The following is a 25179-nucleotide window of genomic DNA, read 5'->3' as shown; positions in this document are numbered from 1 at the left end:
CCGATAGGTGGAGGTCGCCCATAACCGCAACATCGGTGTCGAATGGACGCTCCACAATGGGGGGGGCGCACGGGTGCGTGTCACATTGGCGTTTGCGCACCTGAGTTTGCCTTAGTATCTGCGCCTACTTTTCAGTTATCTCGACGGCTATGCCCGTCTTCTCTCACACATACGCCTGAGCAGCTGCACCCGGCGCAACGTGATGGCGACATCCCGACCGTTCGATATGTCGCGCAAGAAACGAAGCCAATCGCGCTCGTTCGGCGTCAGGATCTCATTCCCACGATACTCCATGACATCACTTCCCGAAGATGGCGCGGAGCGCCGCCTGGGAGCGCGCGGTGAGCCTCGGGTCGGCATGTCCAGAGGCGGAGCGGATTTCACGCAACCATGCCTGTTCGTTCGCGGTCACGGGGTCGCCGAACACCTCAATAAGCGTTGCCGCCGCCGTGCCGCCGATCGCCTGTTCGAGCGCGAGGCGCATGAGGTAGGCCGAATCGCATTCGAGAGCCCCTGCGAGCGCCGGGATGCGATCAAGCGCGACCTTCGAGCGGCCCTGTTTGATCATCGTGATCATGTTCTGGTTAACATATCCAGCCTGGGCGGCGATGTCGGCCTGGGTCTTCTTTGATTTCAGTTCGAGAACCCGGCGCTCGACAAATTTTGCAAGTTCAGTGTGCTCGTGCGGTTTCGTGGTCATGTTGTTCCTCGCTGATATCGCGCAGCGCTTGCTGCATGTGTTTGTTATAGCGACGGGTCAGTGGGGAACTGTGGCGGGAGAGAAAGCAGTTGACCCGACAGTTTCTCGTGCACATCGACGTTGAAGCCGGATAAGGATGTCGAATTCGAGCGACTGGTGGCGCGGAGGAACGAGACAGTGCTCTTTGGTTCAGTGAACCTGAACGAACCCAATCCGATTGGAAATATGGGAAGTATCAGCCGCTAAACAGTGCTCTCTTAACCAAAAATCAATGGCTTGGCCGACACGCCCTTTCTTCGGGAGGCAGGGGTCGGAGGTTCGAATCCTCTCACTCCGACCAATAAAACAAGGCGCCTTCGGGCGCCTTTTTTGTTTTCTGGGCTCCGGCTGCGGCCGTTCAGGTCGGGGTTTTGTTCGATCCGGTCACTGGGAACAGAAAGCGCGCCCGGATCACGATGCGGGCGCGTTGAGGTGTGTGTCAGGCGTCACACCGTCAGGGGCACCGTGGCGGGCCGCGGCGCGAGGCGTCTTGCTCACTCCACCAACGGCAGCCCTTCGACGGACGCGGCAAAATTCCGTCCAGAAGGCGATCACCGCTCGTGCTTTCGGTGCCACGGGATCACCAGCCGTTCGAGGAAGTCGACCGCGTAGGAGAAGCCCAGCCCGAGGATCGCGATGACGAGGAAGCCGACATACATCGTGTCGACCCAGAACACCGTCCAGGCCCACCAGATGCGATAGCCGACGCCGCTGTCCGCCGTCGAGAACTCGACCGCCACCAGCAGGATCAGCGCCGTGCCCATGCAGATGCGCAGCCCCGTGAAGATGCCCGGCAGCGCACCGGGCAGCGCCACGGTGAGATAGGTCTTGAGGCGCGTGGCTTTCAGGTTCTGCGCGACTTCGAAGTAGATCTTCGGCGTGCTGACCACACCCGCGAAGGTGTTGATCGTCATCAGGAAAAAGACGTTGATCGCGATGGTGACGTATTTCGACGTTTCACCGATGCCGAAAATCAGAAGCAAAAGCGGCAGAAGCGCGATTTTCGGGATTGGGAACAACGCCGCGATCAGAGGGTTCAGCGCCTCGCGCACGGGGCGGAAAAGACCCATGGCCAGACCGACCAGCACGCCCGGCACCGCGCCCATGACCAGACCGACCGCGATGCGTTGCAGACTGATGCTAAGGTCGCCCCAGAACTGCGCGGTCTGTGCCTGCGCGAACCCTGTGGCAAGGATGGTGGACGGCGCGGGAAAGAACGTGACGTTGATCGCCCCGGTCCGCGCGGCGATTTCCCACAGCCCCAGAAGCACGATGGGCGAGATCAGCCCGATCGGCATCCCCAGCACCCGCCGCGTGCCTTTGCGCGGCGCGCGGCTGACGTCGATGGTTTCGATGGTCGCCATCCCTACCTCCCCGCCGCCTGAATACGGTCGGCTTCCTGCTGGCGCGCTGTGCGCACCTCGTGCCCCAGAATGTCCCACAGCTCGGCGGTGAGCGCCCCGAACTCCGGCGTGCGCCGGATCTCGGCCGATTTGCGCGGACGCGGCAGGTCGATGTCGAGGCTGTGAATGAACCGCCCCGGCGCCGACGACATGACCACGACGCGGTCGCCCAGAAGCACCGCCTCGTCCAGCCCGTGGGTGATGAAGACGACGGTGGAGCGGAACTCTTCCCAGAGCGTCGCAAGCTCTTCCTGCATGATAAGCTTGTTCTGCTCGTCGAGCGCGGCGAAGGGTTCGTCCATCAGCAGCACTTCGGGATTGGTCGCAAAGGCGCGCGCGATGGACAGGCGCTGTTTCATCCCGCCCGACAACTGGTCAGGGCGGAAATCGCGGAAGGAATAAAGCCCGGTCTTTTGCAGGAAGTAATCCACCCGCTCCTGACTTTCGGCGCCCCTCCACGTCCCCGACGCACGCAGGCCGTAGGCCGCGTTGTCGGCCACGGTCAGCCACGGAAACGCGCTTTCCTGCTGAAAGATCATCGCGGTCATGGGCCGGTCCGGAATGTCATGCGCGATCCGGATCTGCCCCTCCGAGGGGTGCTCCAGCCCGGCGAACATGCGGATGAGGGTCGATTTACCGCAGCCCGACGGGCCGACGATGCAGACGAATTCGCCATCCGCAATCGTCAGGTCCACCTTGTCGATGGCCCGGAAGCCCCGCTGGGGGTCGCCGAACACCTTGGCGACCCCGTCCACCTCGATCTTGCCTGTCTTGCCTGTCATCGCACCCGGACCTAGTTCGACGCCTGATCGAGCAGGGCCGTGTTCAGATGCGCGTCCAGATCGGGCGCCTGCGGGATGAGCCCGGCGTCGATGAGCGTCTGCATCTGCCAGCGCAGGCCATAATCGCCGTCCAAGTTCACGGCGAGGCTTTCGGAGGCCGTGCCCATCGCGATCTTCTCATAGACGCTCGCGTCCTTCGCGGGCACGTATTGCTGATAGTATCCGGCAAGTTCGGTGCGCCCCTCGGGCGTGGCAAGTGCCTCGCGGATCCAGTCGTTCGTGGCCTTATAGGCGCGCAGGAACCGCACGGCGACGTCTTCGCGCTCCATCATCCCGTTCGAATAGACCATGAAGGCCTGCGAGGTGCCCGGCATCACCTCGGACGCGCGGACAAGCCGCGTGACGGTGCCGCCGCCCAGCGCGATGGACTGGAACGGGTCGATCATGATCGCGGCGTCGACCGATCCGTTGGTCAGCGCAGGCACCATGTCGGGCGGGGCCATGCCCACCTTGGTCACGTCTTCCGGGTTCACGCCCGACTGCACGATGTATTCGTTCACGATCATGTCGAGGATCTGCCCCGGCGCAGTCACGGCGATCTTTTTGCCGGCAAGGTCCGCGCCGCTTTCGATCCCGGCGTCGCTGCGCACCATGATGGCGGTCGGATCACCGCCCGGCGCGCCCGGTTCGATGTTCAGCGCCTCAGCCACAATGGTGAACTCCGCCCCCCGCGCCAGCGCATTGAACAGCGCCGCGCCCGAGGTGGTGATGGCCGCATCGACCTGACCCGTGGCGACCGCAGGCGCGATCTCGGACCCGGACTTGAAGAACGTCGGTTCGACTGTGATCCCCTCGGCTTCGAAGAAGCCTTTGCCCATCCCGGCATAGACCTGCACCGGCACCCTGAGGCTGCCGAACTTCACCACGTCCTCGGCCAGCGCCGGGGCGGCAAGACCCGCGGCTACGGCCAGCGTTGCAATCAGTCGTTTCATCTCTCTCTCCCTGAAAATGCGCCGTGTCGGGCGCTGTCACATCGGATGACGTCCGATGAAAAAGTCGCGGAACGGCTCCATCGACGGGGACAGCCCGGCGTCGATCAGCCCCTTGCGCAGCGCGTTCATCTGCGGATCGTGGATGCGCTGGGTCGGCATCCGAAGCGGCCCGCCGTTGTAGCCCTGAAGCCAACCTTGGAATTTCCAGACGTAGCGGTTGATGAAGAACCCGCCGTGCATCTGCTGCGCGACCATCCCCTTGGCCTTTCGCGCCGGATGCATCCGCCAGTAAATCTCGGTCGCCGCGTCGTATTCGCCGTTCCGCAAATGCTGCATCACCTGCGGGATGAGCGGCCCCCAGTATTCGTGATCCGACGTGGCCGACAGTTGCAGCGGCATCACCTGCGACAGCGGGATCAACTCGCCCTCAATGGGCATCGAGATGACGACCTCATCCCCGAAGAGACGGTGACATTCGATCACGCTCTGGATCGACGGAAAGCCCCCCTCGGCCTTGATCGCCGCCACGTTGGGGCAATCGTCGATCAGCCGCCGCATCACGCTGGTCGGAATGTCCGAGGGGTGAACCCGCGTGTTGAAGCCCCACAGGAACATCGGAAACAGCATCACGGCGAGGTTCGTCGCATCGCAGATCGAGCGCGTGTAGTCGTAAATGTCATCCTCGCTCTCGGGATAGAACGCGGGCGGATAGGACAGGAGCACGAACTCCGCCCCGGCCTCCTCTGCCATCTGCACGGCCTCGATGTTCTGCTCCAGCGTGTTCCAGCTTGCGTGATGCACGATGACCAGATCGTCGCCCGCCTCGGCCTTCATGATCCGCATGAAATCGATGTATTCCGGCAGCGTGATCGACACTTCGGACACGGCAAGCGAGCCGACGAAGCCGTGTTCGATGGCCCGCCGGGTGTCGTGCCGGATCGCGGCCTCGTTGATCCGGGTGAGGTCGTTCGAGAACGACGGGATCGTGCAGTTGACCGCGCCCACCAGCGTCTCGCGCACCCATTTGCGCGCCTCATCCTTCATATATCGTGCCATCAGCCCAGCTCCGCCTCTCCTGCCCCGGCCCAGGCCAGGTATTTCTGTTCCATGAATTCGTCGATGCCGTAGACCGAACCTTCGCGGCCGATCCCCGACTGTTTGATCCCGCCGAACGGCGCGACCTCGTTCGAGATGAGGCCGGTGTTGACCCCGATCATTCCGGCCTCGAGCGCCGCCGACACACGCCAGAGCCGCTCGCCATCGCGGGCGAACAGATAGGCGGCCAAGCCGAATTCGGTGTCGTTGGCCATGGCGACGGCCTCGGCTTCGGTCTCGAATTTCACGACCGGCGCGATAGGGCCGAACGTCTCTTCCCGCGTGATCTTCATCGCCTGCGTGACGCCGGACAGTACGGTCGGCTGGAAGAACAGCGGCCCGCGGTTGTGCGTGGCCCCTCCGCAGACGACCTGCGCCCCATGGGCCAAGGCGTCGGCGATGTGATCCTTGACCTTCTCGACCGCCGCCGCGTCGATCAGCGGGCCTTGCTGGACGCCGTCCTCGAACCCCTCGCCCACCTTGAGCGCGCCGACCTTTTCGGCGAGCTTTGCGACGAACGCGTCGTGGATACCGGCCTGCACATAGGCCCGGTTCGCGCTGATACAGGCCTGTCCGGTGTTGCGGTATTTGGTGGCGATGAACCCGTCGACGGCGGTTTCCAGATCGGCATCGTCGAACACCAGAAGCGGCGCGTTGCCGCCCAGCTCCATCGACGCCTTCTTGATCGTCGCGGCAGATTGCTCGAGCAGCAGCCGCCCGACCTCGGTCGACCCGGTGAAGGTGATCTTGCGCACCTTGGGGTTGGCGGTCAGTTCGCCGCCCACCACGCTCGCGCGCCCCAGCACCACGTTGAAGACCCCCGCCGGGATGCCCGCACGGTGGGCGAGTTCGGCAAGCGCCAGCGCGGTCAGCGGGGTCTGCCCGGCGGGCTTCACGACCATCGTGCAGCCTGCCGCCAGCGCCGGCGCTGCCTTCCGCGTGATCATCGCCGCCGGAAAGTTCCACGGTGTGATCGCAGCGCAGACGCCCACGGGTTCCTTCAGAACGACGATCCGCCGCCCGGCCTCGGGCGCGGCCATCACGTCACCCCGGATGCGCTTGGCCTCCTCCGCGAACCATTCGACAAAGGACGCGGCATAGGCGACTTCGCCCTTGGCTTCGGCGAACGGCTTGCCCTCTTCCAGCACGATGAGCCGCGCCAGATCGTCGGCGTGCGCGGTCATCAGATCGAACCACCGGCGCAGGAGCTTCGCGCGGTCCTTGGCGGGGCGAAGCCGCCACGGCCCGAACGCGGCCTCCGCCGCATCGACAGCATCCCGCACCTGCCCGGCGTCGAGCTGCGGCAACGTGGCGAGCGTGGCCCCGGTCGCCGGATTGCACAGGTCCATGGTCCCCGCCTTGCCGTCCGACACCCACGCGCGGTTTACATAGGCCGCATCGCGCCATAGCCCGGCATCGGAGAGGATATCTCTGCCCGTCATTCGCCCCGCCCTCATTTCAGAACCGGACGGATGGTGTCCGGCAGCATCACGCCCAGACCCATCGCTTCGGCCCGGTGAAAACACATCGCCGCGACCGCCAGATCCTGAATGGCCCCGCCGACCGACTTGTAGAGCACGATCTCATCCGCGCTTTCCCGCCCCGCGACGCGGCCGCCGATCACATCGGCCAGTGCGACGATCCGGTCTGTCAGGTCAGCACCGTCGGCCTTCGCGGCGATCAGGTCGCCCGTGTCATGCGCCACCTCGTTCGGCATGTCCGCCACGATCCGCGCGGCACGGCTGAGCGTCGTCACATCGACCTCGCGCTGCTCAGGCAGGGTCGATCCTATGGAGGCGATCGTCATGCCGGGTGCAAGCTGCGCGCCGTCAAAGAGGGGCTGTTCGTCCCGCGCCCGCGCCGCGCAGATGAGCATGTCGGGGGCCGCGTCGACGACCGCGTCCGCACTGTCGCATCCCGCCACGTTCAGCCCCAGATCGGCCACCGCCGCGATGAACCGTGCGCGGCTGTCGGGCGACGGGCTGAACACCTCGACCCGGTCGATCTGGCGGATCGTTGCAAGCGCGCGCAGATGGTTCTGCGCCTCGAACCCGGTGCCGAGCAGCCCGACCCTTACCGCGCCCGGGCGGCTGATCGCGTCGAGCGCAAGCGCGGTGGTCGCCGCCGTGCGAAACCCGGTGATCGCGTTCCCATCCAAGAGCGCCCGAAGCTCCACCGTTTCCTGATCGAAGAGCGGGATCAGGTAGCTCGCCCGCCGCGCGCGGATATTGGCCGCGATCATCTTGGCCCCCATCATCCCGCCGTCCGGGGCAATGCCAGACAGCGTGCGCAGCCAAAGCCCGTCGCCCCGCGCCATGGTCCGGTCGGGAAACATCGCCTCGGTCACGTCGCCCGCATAGGCCGTGCGAAGGGCTTCGATGGCCTGCCCCCAATCGAACGCTCGCTCGACAGCGTCGCCGCCGACGAACCGCGTGCCCAAGGTCAATTCCGCGCTTGTTCCGCTCATACCACCCTCATTTCCATGTCGAAGCGTGGTAAATACATTATTGATGCATGTCAATTAATTGATTGATATTGATTGAGCGAAGCGGCGGCACCCGTTAAAAACGGGCAATCACAGGAGGCCCCTTGGACGGCATCGACGATCTTTCCCGGCTGCGCGCCTTCATCGAAGGCGAGGCCGAACGCGGAAATACCCAGCTTCCGCCCGAACCGAAGCTGGCCGAGGCGCTCGACGTGTCGCGGGGGCGTCTGCGCACGCTTCTGAAGCGCGTGGAGGACGAGGGGCTGATCTGGCGTCACGTCGGCAAGGGCACCTTTATCGGCGAGCGCGAAGTCGACCCGACCGCGCCCGAATGGGCGGCGGACGTCAGCCTTGGCGACATCATGGATGCCCGGCGCCTGCTGGAACCGATGCTCGCCGGTCAGGCCGCGATCAACGCCCGGCCCGCGGACCTGTCGGCGATGGAGAAATGCCTGACCGAGATGGAAACGGCGGCGTCATACGCGCAATGGAAACGGCTGGACGAACGCCTTCACCGCCTGATCGCGACGGCGACCCGCAATCCGCTGTTGCTTTTGCTGCACGATACGCTGCGCGGTCAGGGTCGCAGCGGGCTCGACACGCGGCTGAACGCCGTATTCGGTCAAGAGACTGCGCCCTCTGCCACCAACCGCCAGCATGAGGCCATCGTTGCCGCGATCCGAAGCGGCGACCCCGAAAGCGCCGAGAACGCGATGCGGGACCACCTGACGTCGGTCCGGGAGCAGTTGTTCGGGCTGAGATAGGGCGCTTTTCGGCGCGCAATGAAAGCGTAGCCCAACACATCGGCAAGGGAATGGGTCTGGCAGGGCTTCGCTTATGCTTGGCCGGAAAGACGTTCGACGCTCGGCGCGGGCGTTAAAGACCGAGCAAGTCCGGACCCGCCGCCTCTCAGCCGCCGGATTGGTGGCTGCGCATATCCTGCACCTCCTGCACACGGTCGGGCCACGTCGAGCGGATGAAGCCGAGGGCATCGCGGATTTCGGCGTCGCTCAACACCTCCTCGAAGGCGGGCATACCGCTTGCGAACCCTTTGACCCCACGCGCCTCCAGCGCCGCCTGCCCGCCAAACTTGGTGTAGTCGAACAGAAGCTGACTGTCGTGATGCCATGTGTGCCCGGTTTCGTCGTGGGGTGGCGCCGGCATCACGCCGTCCGGACCGGGCGACTGCCAGTCCGGTTGCCCCTCGAGCCGCGCGCCGTGGCAGGAGGCGCAGCTTTCGGCATAGACCGCTTCGCCGTTCGCGATGTCCGCGCCGCCAAGGACATGGTCGGCCAGCGCGGCGAACGGGATGACGGACGCCACGCAAGCGATGAGTATCGGCTTCATTCCCGATATTCCGAATGGCAGGATTTGCACGATGTCCCGATGTCGCCCATCAGCGCGCCGAGATCATCGGGAGAGGCCACGGTGCCCTGACGGGTGGCCGCGAGCGTTTCGAGGGCGAGCGCCTTTTCGCTGAACGCCTCCATCTCGTCCCAGATCGCCGGGCGGGCTTCGGACTTGGGCGTGATGACTTCGGTTTCGAAGCGTTCGGGGATGCGTGCCGCGCGCGTTTCGATCTCGGCCAGAGCCGCGTCGATCGCCGCCGAGTCGAAGTCCGTTTCGCCCTTCGCCATCAGACCGATGGTTTTGACGGCATCCGCAATCGCGCTCATGCCGTCCATGCGCGCCTTGACGTCAGGGTCCTTCACCCCGGTATGGGCAAGCGCCGTGGTGGCGAGAGCGGTGAGTGCGGCTGCGATGACAGGTTTAACGAGTTTCATTGGTCCTCCTCTTTCGTTGGGTTCAGGTCACGTCGATCCAGGTGGTCATACCACTCCTGGCGTGTCCGAGCATGTGGCAGTGGAACAACCACTTACCTGGATTGTCCGCCGAGACGGCGATTTCGAGCGGTTCCTCGGGGATACTCAGGATGGTGTCGCGCAAGGGGCCGAGGGTTCCATCCGCCGCGACCTTGCGAAAGTGCATCCCGTGCAGGTGCATGGCGTGCGCGAACACGGTCCGGTTTTCGATCCGCAGGCGGACGACCTCGCCACGGTCGAGTCTGGCAAAGGGTTCGTCGGAAAGCCCGACCTGACCGGAGAGCGACCAGAACTGACCCTGCCCCACAAGATCGCGAAACCCCATGTCGCGGCCTTGATAACGGGCCGTGCCGAGCCGCCCCATCGCACCGCCCTCCATGACCATGTCGAGCGACCGCGCAGCCGTCAGGTCGGGCAGCGCCGTATTGGGATTGGGGGGCAATGCCGCCGGGCGGTCACGACGGGGGCCGGACCGCGTGCCCCGCACCGGGAAGGCGACCTGACCGCGCCACTGGTCGTCATCGTCGAAGCGAAGCAGCGCGGCGGTTTCGCCCTCCGGCGCGGTCACGTCGACGATCAGGTCGATCCGCTGCGCCGGGGCGAGGATGATCTCGTCCATCACGGGTTCCGGGGCGGCGAGCGGCATACCGTCGAGCGCGACGGACCAGCCCGAAAGCCCCTGAAGCCGCAGCACGAAAATCCGCGCGTTGGCCGCGTTGATGAGGCGCAGCCGAAGGCGCGCGCCGGACTGTGCGGGCAGTTCCAGTTGATACTGCCCGTTGGTCCCGATCAGGTTGCCCATGCGCCCGGCATGGGACAGGGCCATGGGCTGGTCGAAGTCATCGAAGAACTGGCCGCTGTCCGGGTCGATCAGCCAGTCGTCGAGCATCAGAACCTCGTCCGCGTCCACCTCGGGCGCTTGGGCTTCTTCCACGATCAACGGCCCGGACAGGCCACGCGCCACCTGCTCCATCGAATTGGTGTGGGCGTGATACCAGTAGGTTCCGGCATCCGGCGCCACGAAGTCATAGTCGAAGGTGTGGCCTGGCGGCACCGCGTCCTGCGTCAGGCCAGCTACGCCGTCCATCGCGTTGTCGATGCGGATGCCGTGCCAGTGGATCGAGGTCGGCACTTCGAGGTCGTTGACCAGACGGCGGGTGACCCGTTCGCCCTGTCCGACGCGGATCGTTCTGCCCGGCAGCATTCCGTCATACGACCACACCTCGGTCATCGGGTAGCCGTCCGGGGCAAGCTGGACGCCGGCTTTGCGCGCTGTCAGGTCATCGGGCGTGGCGGCCCATGTCGGGCGGACGCTGAACGCCGCCACGCCCCCGGCACAGAAACCGCGACGGGTGAGATTGAGGCGCCCCATCATTCGATCCCGTTCGCACGTTGCAGTTCACGAACGTAAGCCGTGATCGCCTGCACATCCGCCCCTGTCAGCCCCTCTTGCGGAGGCATGTTGCCGAATTTCCAGTGGTGCGCGGTGACGCCGTTCTGGACCGCCAGTTGGAACGCCATGTCGGCATGATGGGATGGTTCATAGATCTTGTGCACCAGCGGCGGACCGAACCCCATCTTGCCCTGCGCGTTTTCGCCGTGGCAATCGGCGCAGACCGCGTTGAAGCCGCGCTCGCCCATCTGGGCTTGGTCGGAGAGCGTTTGCGGAAGGGTGACGGTGACGATGGGGTCGCCTTCGGCAGGTTCGGCGACCGCACTGGTGGTTGTGTCCTGGGCAGATGTGCCGGGACGGGTGACGACGTAGATACCGCCAAGGACGGCGGCGGCCAGAACGGCCAGTAGCAGGGGTTTGTTCATGTGACTCTCGATCGAACTGTTCGCGCGCCTCTGCGCGGGTCGGGATCATCGGGTGGCCCCGATGGATGACAAAGGGAACAGTCTCAGGCGCGCGGAGGCGGCAGATCGAGTTGTGGGGTGGTCGAGACGAAGGCGGTATCGGGTGGTAGGCTTCTCCAATCCCGCGCGACGCGGATGAGCACGACGGGCAGTTGCACCGCTTCCACCGCATTCAACATGCAGCTCGCCCCGTTTGCACAGGCTCCGACATGCGCCTTCGCCATGCCGATCTCCGCCGTCTCGGGGCAGGCGTCGCAATGCGCCTTTGCGGAGGTTGCCGCAGGATCGTGCATCTCACCCATATTCATCGTCACGCCCGACGCGCCGGCGAACGCGAGGATGAGCGTCAGGACGATGACCTTGGCGAATGACATGCGGGCCTTTCGAGGCGAAGAACGGGAACGGCGAAGCCTGTGGGCCAGTGTAAAAGCTCGGACCCGGCCACGCAAGCGAAGGCCCGGAAACCGGGGGGTGCCGAGCGCCTTTCCGTGCGGACCCGGTAAGCTTGGCGGTATCCCATACGCGCCGTAGGATAGCGGGCATGGGTTATGTGACGTCGCTTTTCGCACGCAAGGTGGTCGCTGCGGCCGGCGATGCTGTCGACGCCGCGGAAATGCTGGCCCACGTCGGGATCACCCCCGATAGCGCCCCGGACACGGGCCAGATGGTTCCCGCCGAGCTTTATTATGACATGCTCGAAAGGATCGCCGAACGGATCGACGTGACCGACCTTCCGGTGCGCGTGGGCGCTTCCATGCGGCTCGACGAATACGGCGCGCTGGGTCTGGCGTTCAAGGCCGCCACCACCCTTGGCGCGTCCTATGCGCGGGTGGAACGCTACGCGCGGCTTTGGACCAGCGTCGTCGAATACGAATTGCGGGCGGCGATCGGCGGCACGCTTTTCATCCTGCATCGCGACGGCGAACGACGCCTTGGGATGCGGCTGTCGAACGAGGCGACGCTTGCGAGCGCGGTGTCCATCGCGCGGCAGGTCTGCCCCGTGCCGCTCGCCCCGATGGAAGTGCTGGTCCGCCATCCCGCGCCGCAGCATGTCGCCTCGCATGAGGAGTGGTTCGGTTGCCCGGTGCGGTTCGGGGCCGACCTCGACGCGATCCTTTACGCGGACGAAGCGCTTTCACGGCCCAACATTTTGGGTGACGAGGGGATATCGCAGTATCTCACCACGCATCTCGACGCGGAACTTTCGCAGATCACCCGCGAACCGGAGGTCGTGACGCAGGCCAAGGCGGCCATCGCGCAGGCCCTGAGCGAGGGCGCGCCGAAGATGGCCGAGATTGCGCGCGGCCTTGGGCTGAGTGCGCGGTCCTTTCATCGGCGCCTGTCCGAGCATGGGATGAACTTTCAGAGCCTCACCGAAGAGACGCGCCGCGATCTTGCCGAAGGGCTTTTGCGGGATGAGAGTCATACGCTGGCCGAAATCGCGTTTCTGACCGGGTTCTCAGAACAAAGCGCCTTTACCCGCGCGTTCAAACGCTGGGTCGGCACGACGCCCGCGAGTTATCGCAAGGATCTGTCGCTCCGCTGAACGGCGGCGATGGCGGCGCGGGTCAATAACGTGGCCTTGCCGGTCAATACCCCGCTGCATCCACGCGCTTATCCCTTGGCTACCGAAACCCAAGCCAAGGAGATATCCGATGCAAGACAAACCCATCCTCGTGATCGGCGCGACCGGCAAGACCGGCCGTCGTGTCGCCAGCCGCCTCGAAGCGCGCGGCGTTGCAGTGCGGCGCGGCGCGCGCAATTCCGTCACGCCCTTCGACTGGGACGCGCCCGAGACATGGGCCCCGGCCCTGCGCGGCGCGCGTGCCGCCTATGTCACCTATTTCCCCGATCTCGCCTTCCCCGGTGCGGTCGAGAAGCTGGAGTCCCTCTGCGAAACGGTGCGTGACGTCGAGGTCGAACACCTCGTGCTGCTTTCCGGTCGCGGCGAACATCACGCGCGGCTGGGCGAAGATGTGGTGCGGGGGTCCGGTGTCGATTTCACCATCGTCCGGGCCGCGTGGTTCGCGCAGAACTTCTCGGAAGGGTATCTGCGCGATCCGGTCCTTGCAGGCGTCCTGCCCATGCCCGGCGGCGAAGTGGTCGAGCCGATCATCGACATCGACGACATCGCAGACGTCGCGGTTGCGGCGCTGACCGAAGACGGGCACCGGGGCGAACTTTACGAAGTGACGGGGCCACGTCTGATGTCTTTCGCGGACATGGCGGGCGAGCTTTCGCGCGCGACCGGGCGAAGCATCCGCCATATCCCGATCAGTTTCGACGCCTTCCACGAGACCATTGCGGAAGCCGGGGGATCATTCGTCGCCGACGTCTTCACCGCCATCGCACGCGAGACGCTGGACGGGCGCAACGCCCGCACCGCCGATGGCGTGATGCGGGCATTGGGCCGGTCCCCCCGCGACTTCGCCGATTTCGCACGCGCGGCTGCCCGGACTGGCGCGTGGACGAACGCGGCCTGAGACCATCGCACGAAAGGACAACGACATGACGACCACCCCGTTCGAAAAAGCGGCACTCGGCCTCTCGGGTCTCACCGCCCTGACCATCGGCGCTTTCATCCTGTTCGCGCCCCATTCCTTTTACGCCAGTTACGGTATCGCCCTTGGCGACGATGCCAGTCTGTTGAGCGAACTGCGCGCACCCGGCGCCGGGCTTGCCGGGTTCGGCCTTGTGATGCTGCTGGGTATCTGGCGACAGCCGATGCTGTTGCCCGCCATCGTGTCGGCGCTGACCGTCTTCATCGCCTTCCCGGTCGGGCGGCTGGTCGGGCTCGCGGTGGACGGGATGCCCTCTGGCAGCCTTGTCGGCGCGCTCCTCTTCGAACTGCTCATCGCCGCGCTCTGTCTTGCGGCGTTCCGACAGCGCCTTCGGCTCGCCGCCCAACGCCACACCCCGGCACGAACCCCGAACTGATCTCGCTGCGGTGGCGTGGCGCTTACTGCCCCGCCGCCGCTCCAACCACAGGAGCAAATTCCGATGTCACCTCTTATCCTCTATCTCGCCCACCTCGCCGTCCTCGCATATGCGCTGGTCGGTGGCGTCTTCCTCGCCTTTTCGGATTTCATCATGCGGTCCCTTGCCCAGACGGATGGCGTCGACACGATGCAGGCCATCAATCGGGAAGTCTTTCACTGGGCCTTCATGGTGCTCTTCCTCGGTCTGGCACCCGTATCCCTGCTGATCGCGGCCTATGGCGCGATCGGTGTCGGTCACGGGCCGGGAACCGTGATGGTGCTGGCCGGTCTGATCTATTTCGTCGGATGCTTCGGCGTGACCGTGGCCTTCAACGTGCCGATGAACGAAGCTCTGGCGGGTATGGACGCCTCGGAAAAGACGACGGGGGACTATTGGACCCGGACCTATCTGCCCCGCTGGACCTTCTGGAACACCGTCCGCACCGTCGCGTGCGGGCTGTCGGCGGCCCTGCTTCTGTTCTCGCTCGTCTGGGAGGCGCAGTCGCAGGGGTTTTGACGGTCTACGGCGTGCGGACAAGGCCTGGCCCGTCGTCCCGCACGCCGCACCGTCATCGTCCTTGGTCACCATGACCGGCCGCCGAGGACGGGCGTTTGCGCCGGGGCTTGTCGGAGGTTACCGCAAGGCAGATTTTCCCCGCCACAAAAGCGAAGGCGCATACCCAGAGGATGCCTGCGCTTTCGACGAACACGTCACGGTTCACGCCATCGACTTCGGCGATGACGCGCAACAGGGTCGCGAGCGTCAGGGCGACGAATGCCCCGGTCGCGACCGGCCCGGCGATAAGATCGCGGCCAGTGTGGCCCAGCGTCGCCCGGACCATGACGGCGACGGTCATGGCACCCACGGCACCCGCCCCGAACAGGTGAAGCGTTGCCGCCGCGCTGACGCCTCCCGCTGCCGACAGTGCGGCGGACAGGAAGCCCACGGGGATGAAGCCGTATGCGACGTGAAGCATGAAAAGGAGGGGTGAGCGCAACGTCCGCTCACCCCGCCAGCGCGAAAGACGGGCCAGTTGCACGAACCCCGCGAAACCGAGGAGGATCGTTGCGATCGGTCCCTCGATCTGAAGAACCCAGAAGGCAAGCGCGATCACGGCGGTCAGAATGGCGAACCCGTCGAAGCGGTCGAACGGAACGGGAAGCCGTGTGACGCCCTGTTTCACGAGCCAGTTTCGCGTGAAGCTGGGGATGATCCGGCCCCCGATCAGCATGATGAGAAAGATCAGGATCGCGATGCCGATCCGGTGCCCGGAGGATGCCGACCCCGTGGTCATCGCTTCGACGTGGTAGGCGATGTTCGCGGCCCAGAACAGGGTGACCGGCACCAGCACCTTCAGGTTGCGCCAGTTGCGCCCGGCCACGATTTCACGCGCGATCATCGCCCCGACAAGCAGCAGAAAGGCCTGATCGACGCCGAGCACGCCAACGGGACCGAGCGGCAGCAGGCCGGCCGAGGCGAGCCGTCCGGCAAGCCAGACCAGTGCCAGCCCCGCCAGTGGCATTCCGCGTGTCGGCAGGCGTCCGGTCCAGTTCGGAACGGCGGTGAACAGAAACCCGGCCACCACCGCCGCACCGTAGCCGAAGATCATTTCATGGACGTGCCAGTCGACGGGCGAAAAGACCGACGAGAGCGTGATGAAGCCCGTCCATATCGCGAGCCAGACCGCCACCGCCAATGCGGCGAAACCGGAGGCTAGCAGGAAAAAGGGGCGGAACCCGGCGGACAGGATCGCGGGGCCGGTATATGTTTTGCCGTTTGCCATGGGATGCTCCTCGAGGTCGAAAGGGCGACGCATGGCGCCGCCCTTTCAGTGACAGTGACGAAGGGACTGGACGTCACTGAACCTGTGCAATCAGGTCGGCCATGCGGCCCTTGGATTTGCCTTTCTGCTGCACGGCGGCGGCGTCATCGAGGTTGACGGCGTTGCCCACCTGAATCAGCGCGACCATGCCCATGCCGTAGTGCGGCGTGCATTTGACGCCGTAGACGCCTTCGGCATCGACGGTCATTTCAAAATCCTCGTTGAACTTGGTCTTGAAGGCTTCGACGCCCTCGGGAAGCATGCCTTCGATGCTTTCGACATTGTGCCCCTTGTCGGTCGCGACGAAGTGGATCACGTCGCCGGGCTGGGCCTGCACGAATGCGGGCTGGAACACCATCGCGCCGTCGTCACCCTTGTTCAGCATCTGAATTTCGATGGTTTCGGCAGAGGCGGCCCCGGCCAGAAGGGCGAGCGCGGCAGAGATCAGGAGGCGTTTCATCGGTCTTTCCTTTCGGTGTATTCCTATTTCGTCTGACGGCCTTTTCCGTTACTTCCAGAGATCGAACATTGCACTTCGACAAACTTCCGGAGCTATTTTGGCCAAGCTCGATGAAAGCCTTCTTGCCGATCTTCCGCCCTTCAGTCGTCTGGAGCGGGGGCAGATCCGCGACATCCTGAGTCAGGCCTCGTCGCGCCGGTATGACGAGGGCATGGCGATCTTCAGCGAGGGGCACGATGCAGAGCGGTTCTATCTTCTGCTCGATGGCTACCTGCGCGTGATCCGGTCGACCGAGGGCGGGGAAGAGATCATCGTCCTGCACATCGCGCCCGGTCAGCTCTTCGGCATCGCACGGGCGCTTCAGCGCGACACCTATCCGGCGACGGCCATCGCCGCCGCGGAATCGATCGCCCTGTCATGGCCGATGACCCTGTGGGACGAGTTCACGAAGACCTACGATGGCTTCGCGACCGAAAGCTACAAGACGCTGGGCCGCAGGCTTGGGGAAATCCAGACCACGCTTACCGAAATGGCGACTCAGGCGGTCGAGAAACGGGTGGCCTGCGCCGTGCTTCGCATGATGAACCAAAGCGGGCGGCGCACCGAGGACGGGATCGAGATCGGGTTTCCGATCACACGGCAGAATATCTCGGACATGACCGGGACGACGCTGCACACCGTCAGCCGGCTTCTGTCGGCATGGGAAAAGGATGGCGTGGTCGCGTCACGGCGCAAGCATATCATCGTGACGAACCCGCATGAGCTGGTGCTGCTGTCCGGCGCGCAGGGCTAGGCCGGACTAGGGCAACCGGGCCGCCCGCCGCAACTCGGCGCGAAACGCCTCTTCATCCAGTTCGTATTCCTCACAGGCATCGGTGATCGCGTGGAACGGGGCCACCGGGCAGCCGGGGCAGAGCATCTGCTTGGCCAGAAACACCTCCACCATATCCGGCCATTCACCGAACAGGGTGGACAGGGGCAGGTCCGGGTCGTCGAAACGGGGGCGTCTGGGCATGTCGGGCTCCTTTCCCGGCACCCTGCCCGATCCAATCGCGCGTAACTTTGCGTTTCCACAACAAGCGGCACGGTCGCGCCCGGTAGGTCAGGTGCATCGACACCAACAAACGGGACCGTGACATGTCAGACATACTCACGAAATCACGGGCCAGGAACGTCTTCTACGGGGGGAGTATCTTCTTCGTCGTCGTGTTCGTGGCCCTCACGGCGCAAAGCCATCGCTTTATCGTCAAAACCTCGACCGCAGGCGCACCGATCACCGAAGAGGTGCGGCTGGGCAAGGAAGTGTGGGAGCGTAACTCCTGCATCAACTGCCACACATTGCACGGCGAAGGCGCCTATTTCGCGCCGGAGGTCGGCAACGTGATGACCCGCTGGGGCGTCGCGGACGACCCCGAAGGCGCGTTCGACATTCTGAAGGGATGGATGGAGGCGCAGCCGTCGGGGATCGAGGGCCGCCGCCAGATGCCGCACTTCGAAATCACCGACGAAGAGATGCGCGGCCTCGCGGAATTCCTGCGGTGGGCCGATCAGACCAACACCCAGAACTGGCCGCCGAACGACGCGGGCTAAGCCAAGCGCGACGCGCGCAATCGGAGAAAGCACATGAAATACCAATCTCAATCCGTGGCGAAATACTACTTCTTCGCCGCTCTCGCCTTGTTCGCCATTCAGGTGCTGGGCGGGCTTCTCGCGGGCTGGATCTATGTCTCGCCCAACACCTTGTCCGAACTTCTGCCGTTCAACATCGTGCGGATGATCCACACGAACGCCCTGATCGTCTGGCTGCTGCTGGGCTTCTTCGGCGCGGCCTACTACCTCGTCCCCGAGGAGGCCGAGCGCGAGCTGTTCTCGACCAAGCTCGCCTATATCCAGCTCATCATCCTGCTGGTGGGCACGCTGGGCGCGGTGGGAAGCTATCTTGTCGGCATCCACGGCGGGCGCGAGTTCCTTGAACAGCCGCTCTGGGTCAAGTTCGGCATCCTCGTCGCGGCGGTGATCTTCCTCGTGAATATCTCGCTGACCGCACTGGCGGGCCGCAAGACCGCGATCACCAATATCCTGCTCATGGGGCTGTGGCTTCTGTGCCTCTTGTGGGTCTTCGCGTTCATCAACCCGGACAACCTGTCGCTCGACAAGATGTACTGGTGGATGGTCGTGCACCTCTGGGTCGAAGCGACCTGGGAACTGGTCATGGCGGCGATCCTCGGCTTCCTGATGCTGAAGCTCACGGGCGTGGACCGGGAGGTGATCGAGAAATGGCTCTACGTCATCGTGGCGCTGGCCCTGTTCTCGGGCATCCTCGGCACCGGCCACCACTTCTACTGGATCGGCACGCCCGGATACTGGCAGTGGGTCGGCTCGATCTTCTCGACGCTCGAGGTGATCCCGTTCTTCGCCATGATGACCTTCGCCTTCGTCATGGTCTGGAAGGGCCGCCGCAACCACCCGAACAAGGCCGCGCTCCTGTGGTCGCTGGGCTCGTCCACCGTCGCCTTTTTCGGCGCGGGCGTCTGGGGGTTCCTGCATACGCTGCACGGCGTGAACTACTACACCCACGGCACGCAGATCACGGCGGCGCACGGGCACCTCGCGTTCTACGGCGCCTATGTGGCCCTGAACCTCGCCATGTTCACCTATGCGATGCCGCAGCTTCGCAAGCGTGCACCCTATAATCAGGTGCTCAACATGGCGTCCTTCTGGCTGATGACCGGCGGCATGGCGTTCATGACCTTCACGCTGACCTTCGCGGGCACGATCCAGACGCATATGCAGCGGATCCTCGGCGAGTATTACATGGACGTGCAGGATCAGCTCGACCTGTTCTACATCATGCGCTTCGGCTCGGGTGTGGCGGTGGTGCTGGGTGCGATCCTGTTCATCCACTCGCTGGTCATGGTGCGGCGCGAGCTGATCCAGCCCGGCCCGATCGTGGCGCAGGCGGGGGAATGACCATGACCCTGGACATGACCCCCGACCTGCCGTTCTACAGCCCGCACGCAAGCGAGTGCGAGCTGTTCGAGACGGCCCATGAAAACGGTTTGCCCCTTCTTCTGAAGGGGCCGACCGGCTGCGGCAAGACCCGCTTCGTCGAACATATGGCGGTGCGTCTGGGCCTGCCGCTCCACACCGTCGCCTGCCACGACGACCTGTCGGCGGCCGACCTGATCGGGCGTTACCTTATCAAGGGCGGCGAAACCGTCTGGGTCGACGGACCGCTGACCCGCGCGGTGCGCGAGGGCGGGATCTGCTATCTCGACGAGGTGGTGGAGGCGCGCAAGGATGTGACCGTAGTGCTTCACCCGCTGACCGACGACCGGCGGCGGCTGGTCATCGACCGGACGGGCGAGGAACTGGTCGCGCCCGCGTCCTTCATGCTGGTGGCGAGTTACAACCCAGGCTACCAGAACGTGCTGAAGAAGCTGAAGCCGTCGACCCGGCAACGGTTCCTGTCGATCGGGTTCGATTTCCCCGAGCCTGACCTGGAAACCGGCGTTGTCGCCCGCGAGGCCGGGCTGGACACAGACCGGGCGGGCGCTCTGGTCCGGCTGGCCGGGCATATCCGCAAGCTGTCGGGCATGGACCTGGAGGAAGGGGTTTCCACCCGGCTTCTGATCTATGCCGGGACGCTGATCGCGGGCGGTATGCGCAGCGAAGACGCCATCGAGGCGGCCATCGTCGAGCCGCTGTCGGACGAACCGGACGTGCAGCAGGCGCTGCGCGACCTCACGGCCAGCGTATACGGGTGACGCCATGAAGATGCGCGACTTCCTTGAACCGGAAGAGGCCGTAGGCACGCTGTGGCACGGCATGGTCACGCGGCCGGGTGCCGACGCGACCCATGCCGGGGCCGCGGTGACGCTGGACACGATGCAGGCCAGCATCGCCGCGCTCTATCGCGCCTTAGGCGGCGGCGCGGGGGTCGAGATCGGCCCGGTCGCCGCCACGCCTTCGGCCCACCGGATCGCCGGGGCGCGCAGGCTGGGCGGCACGCGCCCCCGCGAACACGTTGCGGGTTTCGACGGCGAAGGGCTTGCCCTGCCGCCCGTGATGGACGTCTTTCCCGACGCGCGGCTCAATCGCGCGGCCTACCTCTGGCTCGCCGCCGTCGCCGCCTTTGTCGCCCTGCCGCGCCCCCATGACGACCCGCTCGCACGCGACCGGGCCGAGATCGCCGCAAATGCGCTGGCCGCCGACCGCGCCTATGCCGCCTGTCCGGGGCTGCGAAGCGCCTATGCCGAGATGTGCACCCATATCCGGGTGACGCGTGAAAGAAGCGGTCTGCCGTCCTGCGAAGCGGGCGTCGAGGCCATTATCACCGGACAACTCGCAGGCGGGCACGACAGCGATGAGTGTCTTTTCTGCGCCGCCCCCCGTGGCTATCGCCCCTATGCCCCGGTTCCGATCTGGCTGCGCCTGACGCACCGCGCGCCGGGCAAGGGTGCCGCCGGAGACGAACCCGCCCCCGCCACGCCTGCGCCCGAGATGAAGGGACGCAAGGCCGCCCAGCGCGAGGACCGCGATCAGGCTGACCGCCGCGACAGCTTCATCGTTCACCGTTTCGAGGCGATCCTGTCCTGGGCCGAGAGCCTGAACCTCAACCGGATGGTCGAGGATGACGTCGACGAGAACGCGCAGAAGGCGGCGGACGATCAGGACCAGATCACGTTGTCGCAAAACTCGAAACGCGCGGCGACCCGTCTGCGTCTGTCGCTCGACCTGTCGCCGCAGGATGCCGACCACGAACGGCTCGCCGGCAAGTTCACCTATCCCGAATGGAACCGCCGCACCGGCGATTACATGGCCGACCACACGCGCGTTCTGGACGCGCCCGGCGAACCTGCGACCGGCTATGTGCCCGATCCACGCCTCGTCGCGCGGGTCAAACGGCAGTTCGCCCCGCTCAACCCGCGCCGGGTGATCCTGCCGCGCCAGTTGGACGGCGATGACCTCGACCTCGACGCCGTGGTGTCGAGCCGCGCCGACATCGTCGCGGGGCATGAGGGCAGCGACCGCATCTGGCAGTCCGCCCGCCCGATGGCCCGTGATCTGTCGGTCGCGATCCTGATGGATTGCTCGCGCTCGACCGAGGCGCACATCGGCGACCGTTCGGTGATCGACGTCGGGCGCGAGGCCCTTGCGGCGCTGGCTGCGGGCATCGACACGGCCGGGGATCGGCTTGCGATCTGGGGCTTTTCCTCGCTGCGCCGCGACCGCGTGTTCCTGCACCGGGCCAAGGATTTCGACGAAGAGATGAGCGGCGAGGTGACCGCGCGCATCGGCGGGTTCCGACCGGGTCACTATACCCGGCTTGGGGCCGCGATCCGCCACGCCTCGGCGCAACTGGCCGAAGAAGGGGCCGCGCGGCGACTGCTGCTTGTCCTCACCGATGGCAAACCCAACGATCTCGACCACTACGAAGGTCAGCACGGGATCGAAGACAGCCGCATGGCGGTGCGCGAAGCGCGCGCATCGGGGCAGGCGGTGCATGGTGTCATCATAGATGCCGATGGGCAGGACTGGTTCGCGCGGATCTTCGGGCGTTCCGGTTTCACGCTTCTGCCGCACGCCGACCGACTGCCGCGTGCGCTTCCCGACATTTACCAAACGCTCACGATGGAGACCTGACATGAAACGCATCCTTTTCGCCGCTGCCGCGCTGCTTCCCGCCCCCCTGCTTGCCGCCAGCTTCGAGCGTCCGGTTCCGCAAGCCCAGACGGATGTGGCCGAGTTCTGGTTCCTCGTGGCCTCGGTCGCGCTCATCGCCGCGCTCGTCGCGGTTCAGATGCTGGTGAGCCGCCGATGAAACGCCCCTCGCCCCGTCTGGTCGCTGCGATCTATCCCCTTGCGGCGGGCGCCGCGGCGGTGAACCTGTTTTTCCTGTCTCTTCTGGGAAGCTGGGTCGGACTGCCCGTCTTGAGCCCATACTGGTCGGTGCTTGGCGGCGCGGTGCTGGGTCTGCCGGCTGCGCGCGCATTTGCACGCCACATCGAACGCCTTATAGATCAGGCCGAGAGATGACTGGCTGGACCGAATACACCCTCGCCCTTGTGGCCTTTACCGCGAGCCATTTCGTCCCGCGCATCGGTGACCTGCGCGGCCGGTTGATCGGGCGGGTTGGGCGCCGGGCGTATTTTTCGGTCTATGGGCTGTTGTCCCTCGCCCTTCTGGTCTGGGTCATCGTGGCGGCCGGGCGCGCCCCGTTTGTAGAGGTCTGGCCGCAGGCGCCGTGGATGCGCTGGGCCCCCAACCTTTTGATGCCGCTTGCGACGGTGTTGATCGTGAACGGCATCGGGATCGCGCAGCCCTTTACGCTGGGCGGCAACCGGCTGGCGGTCTTCGACCCTGCGGACCCCGGTTTCGCCGCGATCTCGCGTCATCCGCTGTTTCTGGCACTCGCGCTCTGGTCGCTTGCGCATCTGGTCCCCAACGGCGACCTCGCCCACGTCATTCTGTTCGGTCTTTTCGCAGCACTCGCGCTGGCCGCGATCCCGATTTTCGACGCCCGCGCACAGGCGCATTTTGGGCCGGACACCGCGCCCGCTTTTTGGCGGGAGACGGGCCTGTTCTCGCTCGCACCGCTCGCCAACCGTTCTTGGCGCAAAAGAAACGGCGAGCGTCTTGCGAAGCGCACCGCCATCGGGATCATCCTTTGGGCAGCCCTGCTGCTGGGCCATACCGCGGTGATCGGTGTCTCGCCCCTGCCGTAGCCTTCAGCCGTCTTTCACCAGCCGGAACCCAAGGTAGTCAGGCGGCAAGCCGACCGCGCAGCCGCCGACCTGCGGATCGCGAACGAAGTCGATGATCGCCGCGCGGTGGCGACCTCCGGCGACCCGGACGGTGCAATAGGGCTCGCTCGCGACAACCTGCCCCTCGGCGTCCAACGTCCCGTTTTCCATGCAACCGGACGTCCATTCCCACACGTTGCCCGACAGATCGGCCACGCCCATCGAATTTTCCCCGAACCCGCCAGCCGGGCGCAACGCCGAACTCGCGGACCCCCGCAGCAGGATGCCGCGTTCGTATTGCGCCAGCATCCGTTGGCCGGGATCGAGGTAGTCCTCATCCTCCGGGGTGGCATCGCCGTAGCGTTCGGCAGCGGCACGCTGCCACTCCGGCTCGGTCGGCAGTCGCCACGTCACGCCGGTTCGTTCGGACAGCCATGCCGCATAGACCTCGGCGTCGTGGAAATTCACATGGGTTTGCGGCTGGTTGCTTTCAGTCACGACTTCGGCCGCGCAGACCCCGTCCGCGACACAGGCCGCAAAGTCGCTGCGCGTGACCTGATACTTCATGATCTCGAAGCCGCGCACCTGCGTCGTCACCGGGGCGGGCGTATGGGTCTTGCCCTTATAGCTGAAGCTGCCGAAGGGCCGAAACGCAACCTCGCCTGACGGAACGGTCACCGTTTCGGGGCTGTCCATCTTGGGCGTGTCGTCCCCGAAGAGGCCGAAGAGTCCGGCCAGAAGCAGCGCGGGCATGGTCATGAAAGGTGTCATCAGCTCTCTCCCATCGAAAAGGGGCGGCCACATCTGCGGCCGCCCCCCGTGTTTCGTGAGTGGTGAACGGGTCAGCCCACGATTTCGGTCGGGGCGACGACCTGTTCCATCAGGTCGTTGTTCCAGTCACCTTCGACCTTGAAGTGCGCCGTTGCGCCAAGGTTCACCGCCTCGATCAGGTTGTGGTTCACGTAGGCGTAGATGCCCGGTTGCAGGAACTCGTAGAGCGCAGCACCGGCGGACCCACCCCGGATGAACCAGGTCTCGAGATCGCGGTCGGGCACGTTGTTGAACTTGCCCGCTTCCCACACGAGGTCACCATGTCCACCGATCAGGTGCGGGCGCGTGTCGCGGTTGCCCTGACTGTGCACGATCAGCACGCGGTCGCCCACTTTGGCGGTCATCGCATTCTCGCCGGTCAGCGCGCCCACGGCCCCGTTGAACACCACGTGGCTCGGGATCAGACCGTTCATCAGCTCTTCGGTCTCGGGATAGCTTTCCGCGACATCCTCGAACCGCTTGTAGTTCCCGTTCTCATCCTTCGGGATGTAGAAGTCGTTCTCACCGACATAGAAAACCTTGTCGTAGGTGACGGGATTGCCCTTGTGATCGGACAGGCCTTCGCGCGGCAGGATCATGATGGCACCGACCATGCCGGACACGACGTGCCACGGGATCATGGGGCCGCCGGGCGCGCAGTGGTAGACGAAGGTCCCCGGACGGGTCGCCTTGAACCGAAGCACCGTGCGTTCGCCGGGACTGACCAGCGTCAGAGCACCACCGCCCAGCGCTCCGGTCGCGGCGTGGAAGTCGATGTTGTGCTGCATCATGTTCTCGGCCGGGTTGATGAGCGTCAGTTCGACATAGTCGTCTTGGTGCACGACCATGAGCGGACCGGGGATCGACCCGTTGAAGGTCATGCCCTGAAGCCATGCGTCATCGGCGACCTGAATTTCCTTTTCGATGATCGGCATCTCGAATTCGACGATGCGCGGTTCACCGGGGGCGACTTGTTCGTGTTCGTGAACGAACGGCGGCGCGACCAGTTCGCGCTTGATGCGCTTCAGCTTCGACAGATCGACGGGAGCCGCAACCGGGGTCATGGCTTCTTCCGCTTTGGCGGCAGTGGCGATCAGGGGCGCGGCGGCAATACCGGCGGCTCCGAACAGGGCGGCTCTACGAGTCAGCATCTTTTAACTCCTTTGGTGTAAGTGCTGCTGTTGAG

30 protein-coding genes are annotated in these 25179 nt (G+C 65.0%); 13 read left to right on the top strand and 17 right to left on the bottom strand.

All coding sequences use genetic code 11. The annotated features are described in order from the left end of the window. Positions 1-298: 298 nt before the first annotated feature. From FCT00_RS06860 to FCT00_RS06830, 7 genes are all read right to left on the bottom strand, one after another. On the bottom strand, positions 299-700 hold the full coding sequence (locus FCT00_RS06860) for a helix-turn-helix domain-containing protein (RefSeq protein WP_138422355.1): 402 nt from the start codon (positions 698-700) through the stop codon (positions 299-301). Between the two features lie 590 nt (positions 701-1290). Further along, entirely contained in the window at positions 1291-2103 is an 813-nt protein-coding gene (locus tag FCT00_RS06855) for an ABC transporter permease (protein ID WP_138422354.1), read from the bottom strand. Between the two features lie 2 nt (positions 2104-2105). After that, positions 2106-2924 carry an ABC transporter ATP-binding protein gene (locus FCT00_RS06850; RefSeq protein WP_138422353.1) on the bottom strand — a complete coding sequence of 273 codons (819 nt, stop codon included), beginning with the start codon at positions 2922-2924 and terminating at the stop codon, positions 2106-2108. 11 nt (positions 2925-2935) lie between these two features. After that, complete coding sequence (locus FCT00_RS06845; RefSeq protein ID WP_138422352.1) at positions 2936-3916, bottom strand: ABC transporter substrate-binding protein; 981 nt, start codon at positions 3914-3916, stop codon at positions 2936-2938. A gap of 36 nt (positions 3917-3952) precedes the next feature. Beyond that, positions 3953-4972 carry a dihydrodipicolinate synthase family protein gene (locus FCT00_RS06840; RefSeq protein ID WP_138422351.1) on the bottom strand — a complete coding sequence of 340 codons (1020 nt, stop codon included), beginning with the start codon at positions 4970-4972 and terminating at the stop codon, positions 3953-3955. Continuing rightward, complete coding sequence (locus FCT00_RS06835; protein WP_138422350.1) at positions 4972-6453, bottom strand: NAD-dependent succinate-semialdehyde dehydrogenase; 1482 nt, start codon at positions 6451-6453, stop codon at positions 4972-4974. Before FCT00_RS06835 ends, FCT00_RS06840 begins: the two co-directional genes overlap by 1 nt. Positions 6454-6464: 11 nt before the next feature. Then, the gene (locus tag FCT00_RS06830; RefSeq protein ID WP_171042913.1) at positions 6465-7478 is read right to left on the bottom strand and encodes an ornithine cyclodeaminase family protein; all 1014 of its coding nucleotides are present in this window, start codon (positions 7476-7478) and stop codon (positions 6465-6467) included. Positions 7479-7600: 122 nt separating this feature from the next. Here FCT00_RS06830 and FCT00_RS06825 point away from each other — a divergent pair, with 122 nt between their 5' ends. Beyond that, positions 7601-8260, top strand: a complete 660-nt coding sequence (locus tag FCT00_RS06825) for a FadR/GntR family transcriptional regulator (RefSeq protein ID WP_138422349.1) — start codon at positions 7601-7603, stop codon at positions 8258-8260. A gap of 145 nt (positions 8261-8405) precedes the next feature. Here FCT00_RS06825 and FCT00_RS06820 read toward each other — a convergent pair whose 3' ends face one another. The 5 genes from FCT00_RS06820 to FCT00_RS06800 all read right to left on the bottom strand — a co-directional run bounded on the left by FCT00_RS06820 (position 8406) and on the right by FCT00_RS06800 (position 11550). After that, positions 8406-8843, bottom strand: a complete 438-nt coding sequence (locus tag FCT00_RS06820; protein ID WP_138422348.1) for a c-type cytochrome — start codon at positions 8841-8843, stop codon at positions 8406-8408. Beyond that, entirely contained in the window at positions 8840-9280 is a 441-nt protein-coding gene (locus FCT00_RS06815; RefSeq protein ID WP_008332193.1) for a c-type cytochrome, read from the bottom strand. Before FCT00_RS06815 ends, FCT00_RS06820 begins: the two co-directional genes overlap by 4 nt. Positions 9281-9302: 22 nt before the next feature. Continuing rightward, complete coding sequence (locus tag FCT00_RS06810) at positions 9303-10691, bottom strand: multicopper oxidase family protein (RefSeq protein ID WP_138422347.1); 1389 nt, start codon at positions 10689-10691, stop codon at positions 9303-9305. Further along, positions 10691-11137, bottom strand: coding sequence for a c-type cytochrome (locus FCT00_RS06805; protein WP_008330893.1), 447 nt, complete (start codon positions 11135-11137; stop codon positions 10691-10693). Before FCT00_RS06805 ends, FCT00_RS06810 begins: the two co-directional genes overlap by 1 nt. Positions 11138-11220: 83 nt before the next feature. Further along, positions 11221-11550 carry a hypothetical protein gene (locus FCT00_RS06800; RefSeq protein ID WP_138422346.1) on the bottom strand — a complete coding sequence of 110 codons (330 nt, stop codon included), beginning with the start codon at positions 11548-11550 and terminating at the stop codon, positions 11221-11223. Between the two features lie 167 nt (positions 11551-11717). Between FCT00_RS06800 and FCT00_RS06795 the strand changes: the two genes are divergently transcribed. The 4 genes from FCT00_RS06795 (at position 11718) to FCT00_RS06780 (ending at position 14671) form a co-directional block, all read left to right on the top strand. Further along, complete coding sequence (locus tag FCT00_RS06795; protein ID WP_138422345.1) at positions 11718-12722, top strand: AraC family transcriptional regulator; 1005 nt, start codon at positions 11718-11720, stop codon at positions 12720-12722. A gap of 109 nt (positions 12723-12831) precedes the next feature. Further along, the gene (locus FCT00_RS06790; RefSeq protein WP_138422344.1) at positions 12832-13659 is read left to right on the top strand and encodes an NAD(P)H-binding protein; all 828 of its coding nucleotides are present in this window, start codon (positions 12832-12834) and stop codon (positions 13657-13659) included. 25 nt (positions 13660-13684) lie between these two features. Continuing rightward, a complete protein-coding gene (locus FCT00_RS06785; protein WP_138422343.1) occupies positions 13685-14113 on the top strand; it encodes a DUF4345 domain-containing protein in 429 nt (142 codons plus the stop codon). 63 nt (positions 14114-14176) lie between these two features. Beyond that, complete coding sequence (locus FCT00_RS06780) at positions 14177-14671, top strand: anthrone oxygenase family protein (protein WP_138422342.1); 495 nt, start codon at positions 14177-14179, stop codon at positions 14669-14671. A 52-nt stretch (positions 14672-14723) separates the two neighbouring features. On the opposite strand, the gene FCT00_RS06775 is transcribed toward FCT00_RS06780, so the two are convergent. Next, positions 14724-15938 (bottom strand): NnrS family protein, encoded by a 1215-nt coding sequence (locus FCT00_RS06775; protein WP_235888947.1) that lies wholly within the window; start codon positions 15936-15938, stop codon positions 14724-14726. Between the two features lie 73 nt (positions 15939-16011). After that, complete coding sequence (locus FCT00_RS06770; RefSeq protein ID WP_138422340.1) at positions 16012-16437, bottom strand: pseudoazurin; 426 nt, start codon at positions 16435-16437, stop codon at positions 16012-16014. 97 nt (positions 16438-16534) lie between these two features. Between FCT00_RS06770 and FCT00_RS06765 the strand changes: the two genes are divergently transcribed. Beyond that, the gene (locus FCT00_RS06765) at positions 16535-17230 is read left to right on the top strand and encodes a Crp/Fnr family transcriptional regulator (RefSeq protein WP_138422339.1); all 696 of its coding nucleotides are present in this window, start codon (positions 16535-16537) and stop codon (positions 17228-17230) included. A gap of 6 nt (positions 17231-17236) precedes the next feature. Here FCT00_RS06765 and FCT00_RS06760 read toward each other — a convergent pair whose 3' ends face one another. Further along, the gene (locus FCT00_RS06760) at positions 17237-17452 is read right to left on the bottom strand and encodes a DUF1858 domain-containing protein (RefSeq protein WP_138422338.1); all 216 of its coding nucleotides are present in this window, start codon (positions 17450-17452) and stop codon (positions 17237-17239) included. Between the two features lie 122 nt (positions 17453-17574). On the opposite strand from FCT00_RS06760, the gene FCT00_RS06755 reads away from it, so the two are divergent. Genes FCT00_RS06755 through FCT00_RS06730 form a run of 7 tightly spaced genes read left to right on the top strand, consistent with a single transcriptional unit; the run spans position 17575 to position 23165 of the window. Further along, positions 17575-18027: a c-type cytochrome gene (locus tag FCT00_RS06755; RefSeq protein WP_040884837.1), complete on the top strand. Its 453-nt coding sequence runs from the start codon at positions 17575-17577 to the stop codon at positions 18025-18027. A 33-nt stretch (positions 18028-18060) separates the two neighbouring features. Further along, on the top strand, positions 18061-19407 hold the full coding sequence (locus FCT00_RS06750) for a cbb3-type cytochrome c oxidase subunit I (RefSeq protein WP_138422337.1): 1347 nt from the start codon (positions 18061-18063) through the stop codon (positions 19405-19407). Next, positions 19404-20204: a CbbQ/NirQ/NorQ/GpvN family protein gene (locus FCT00_RS06745; RefSeq protein ID WP_171042912.1), complete on the top strand. Its 801-nt coding sequence runs from the start codon at positions 19404-19406 to the stop codon at positions 20202-20204. Before FCT00_RS06750 ends, FCT00_RS06745 begins: the two co-directional genes overlap by 4 nt. 4 nt (positions 20205-20208) lie before the next feature. Then, entirely contained in the window at positions 20209-22083 is a 1875-nt protein-coding gene (locus FCT00_RS06740; protein ID WP_138422336.1) for a nitric oxide reductase activation protein NorD, read from the top strand. A gap of 1 nt (position 22084) precedes the next feature. Next, positions 22085-22261, top strand: a complete 177-nt coding sequence (locus tag FCT00_RS21425) for a hypothetical protein (protein ID WP_171042911.1) — start codon at positions 22085-22087, stop codon at positions 22259-22261. Continuing rightward, positions 22258-22476, top strand: a complete 219-nt coding sequence (locus tag FCT00_RS06735) for an NnrT protein (RefSeq protein WP_138422335.1) — start codon at positions 22258-22260, stop codon at positions 22474-22476. The genes FCT00_RS21425 and FCT00_RS06735 overlap by 4 nt, the downstream gene beginning before the upstream one ends. Continuing rightward, positions 22473-23165, top strand: coding sequence for an NnrU family protein (locus tag FCT00_RS06730; protein ID WP_138422334.1), 693 nt, complete (start codon positions 22473-22475; stop codon positions 23163-23165). The genes FCT00_RS06735 and FCT00_RS06730 overlap by 4 nt, the downstream gene beginning before the upstream one ends. Before the next feature lie 3 nt (positions 23166-23168). Here the strand turns inward: FCT00_RS06730 and FCT00_RS06725 are convergent, their stop codons facing one another. Together FCT00_RS06725 and nirK are read right to left on the bottom strand one after the other, a co-directional pair. Then, positions 23169-23954, bottom strand: coding sequence for an SUMF1/EgtB/PvdO family nonheme iron enzyme (locus FCT00_RS06725; RefSeq protein ID WP_138422333.1), 786 nt, complete (start codon positions 23952-23954; stop codon positions 23169-23171). 71 nt (positions 23955-24025) lie between these two features. Further along, positions 24026-25144, bottom strand: a complete 1119-nt coding sequence (gene nirK, locus FCT00_RS06720; RefSeq protein ID WP_040884840.1) for a copper-containing nitrite reductase — start codon at positions 25142-25144, stop codon at positions 24026-24028. Positions 25145-25179: the final 35 nt, after the last annotated feature.

This window comes from Maritimibacter alexandrii (genome assembly GCF_005871115.1).
GTDB classification, from domain to species: Bacteria; Pseudomonadota; Alphaproteobacteria; order Rhodobacterales; family Rhodobacteraceae; genus Maritimibacter; species Maritimibacter alkaliphilus.
This window is presented reverse-complemented; position numbering and strand designations above follow the sequence as displayed.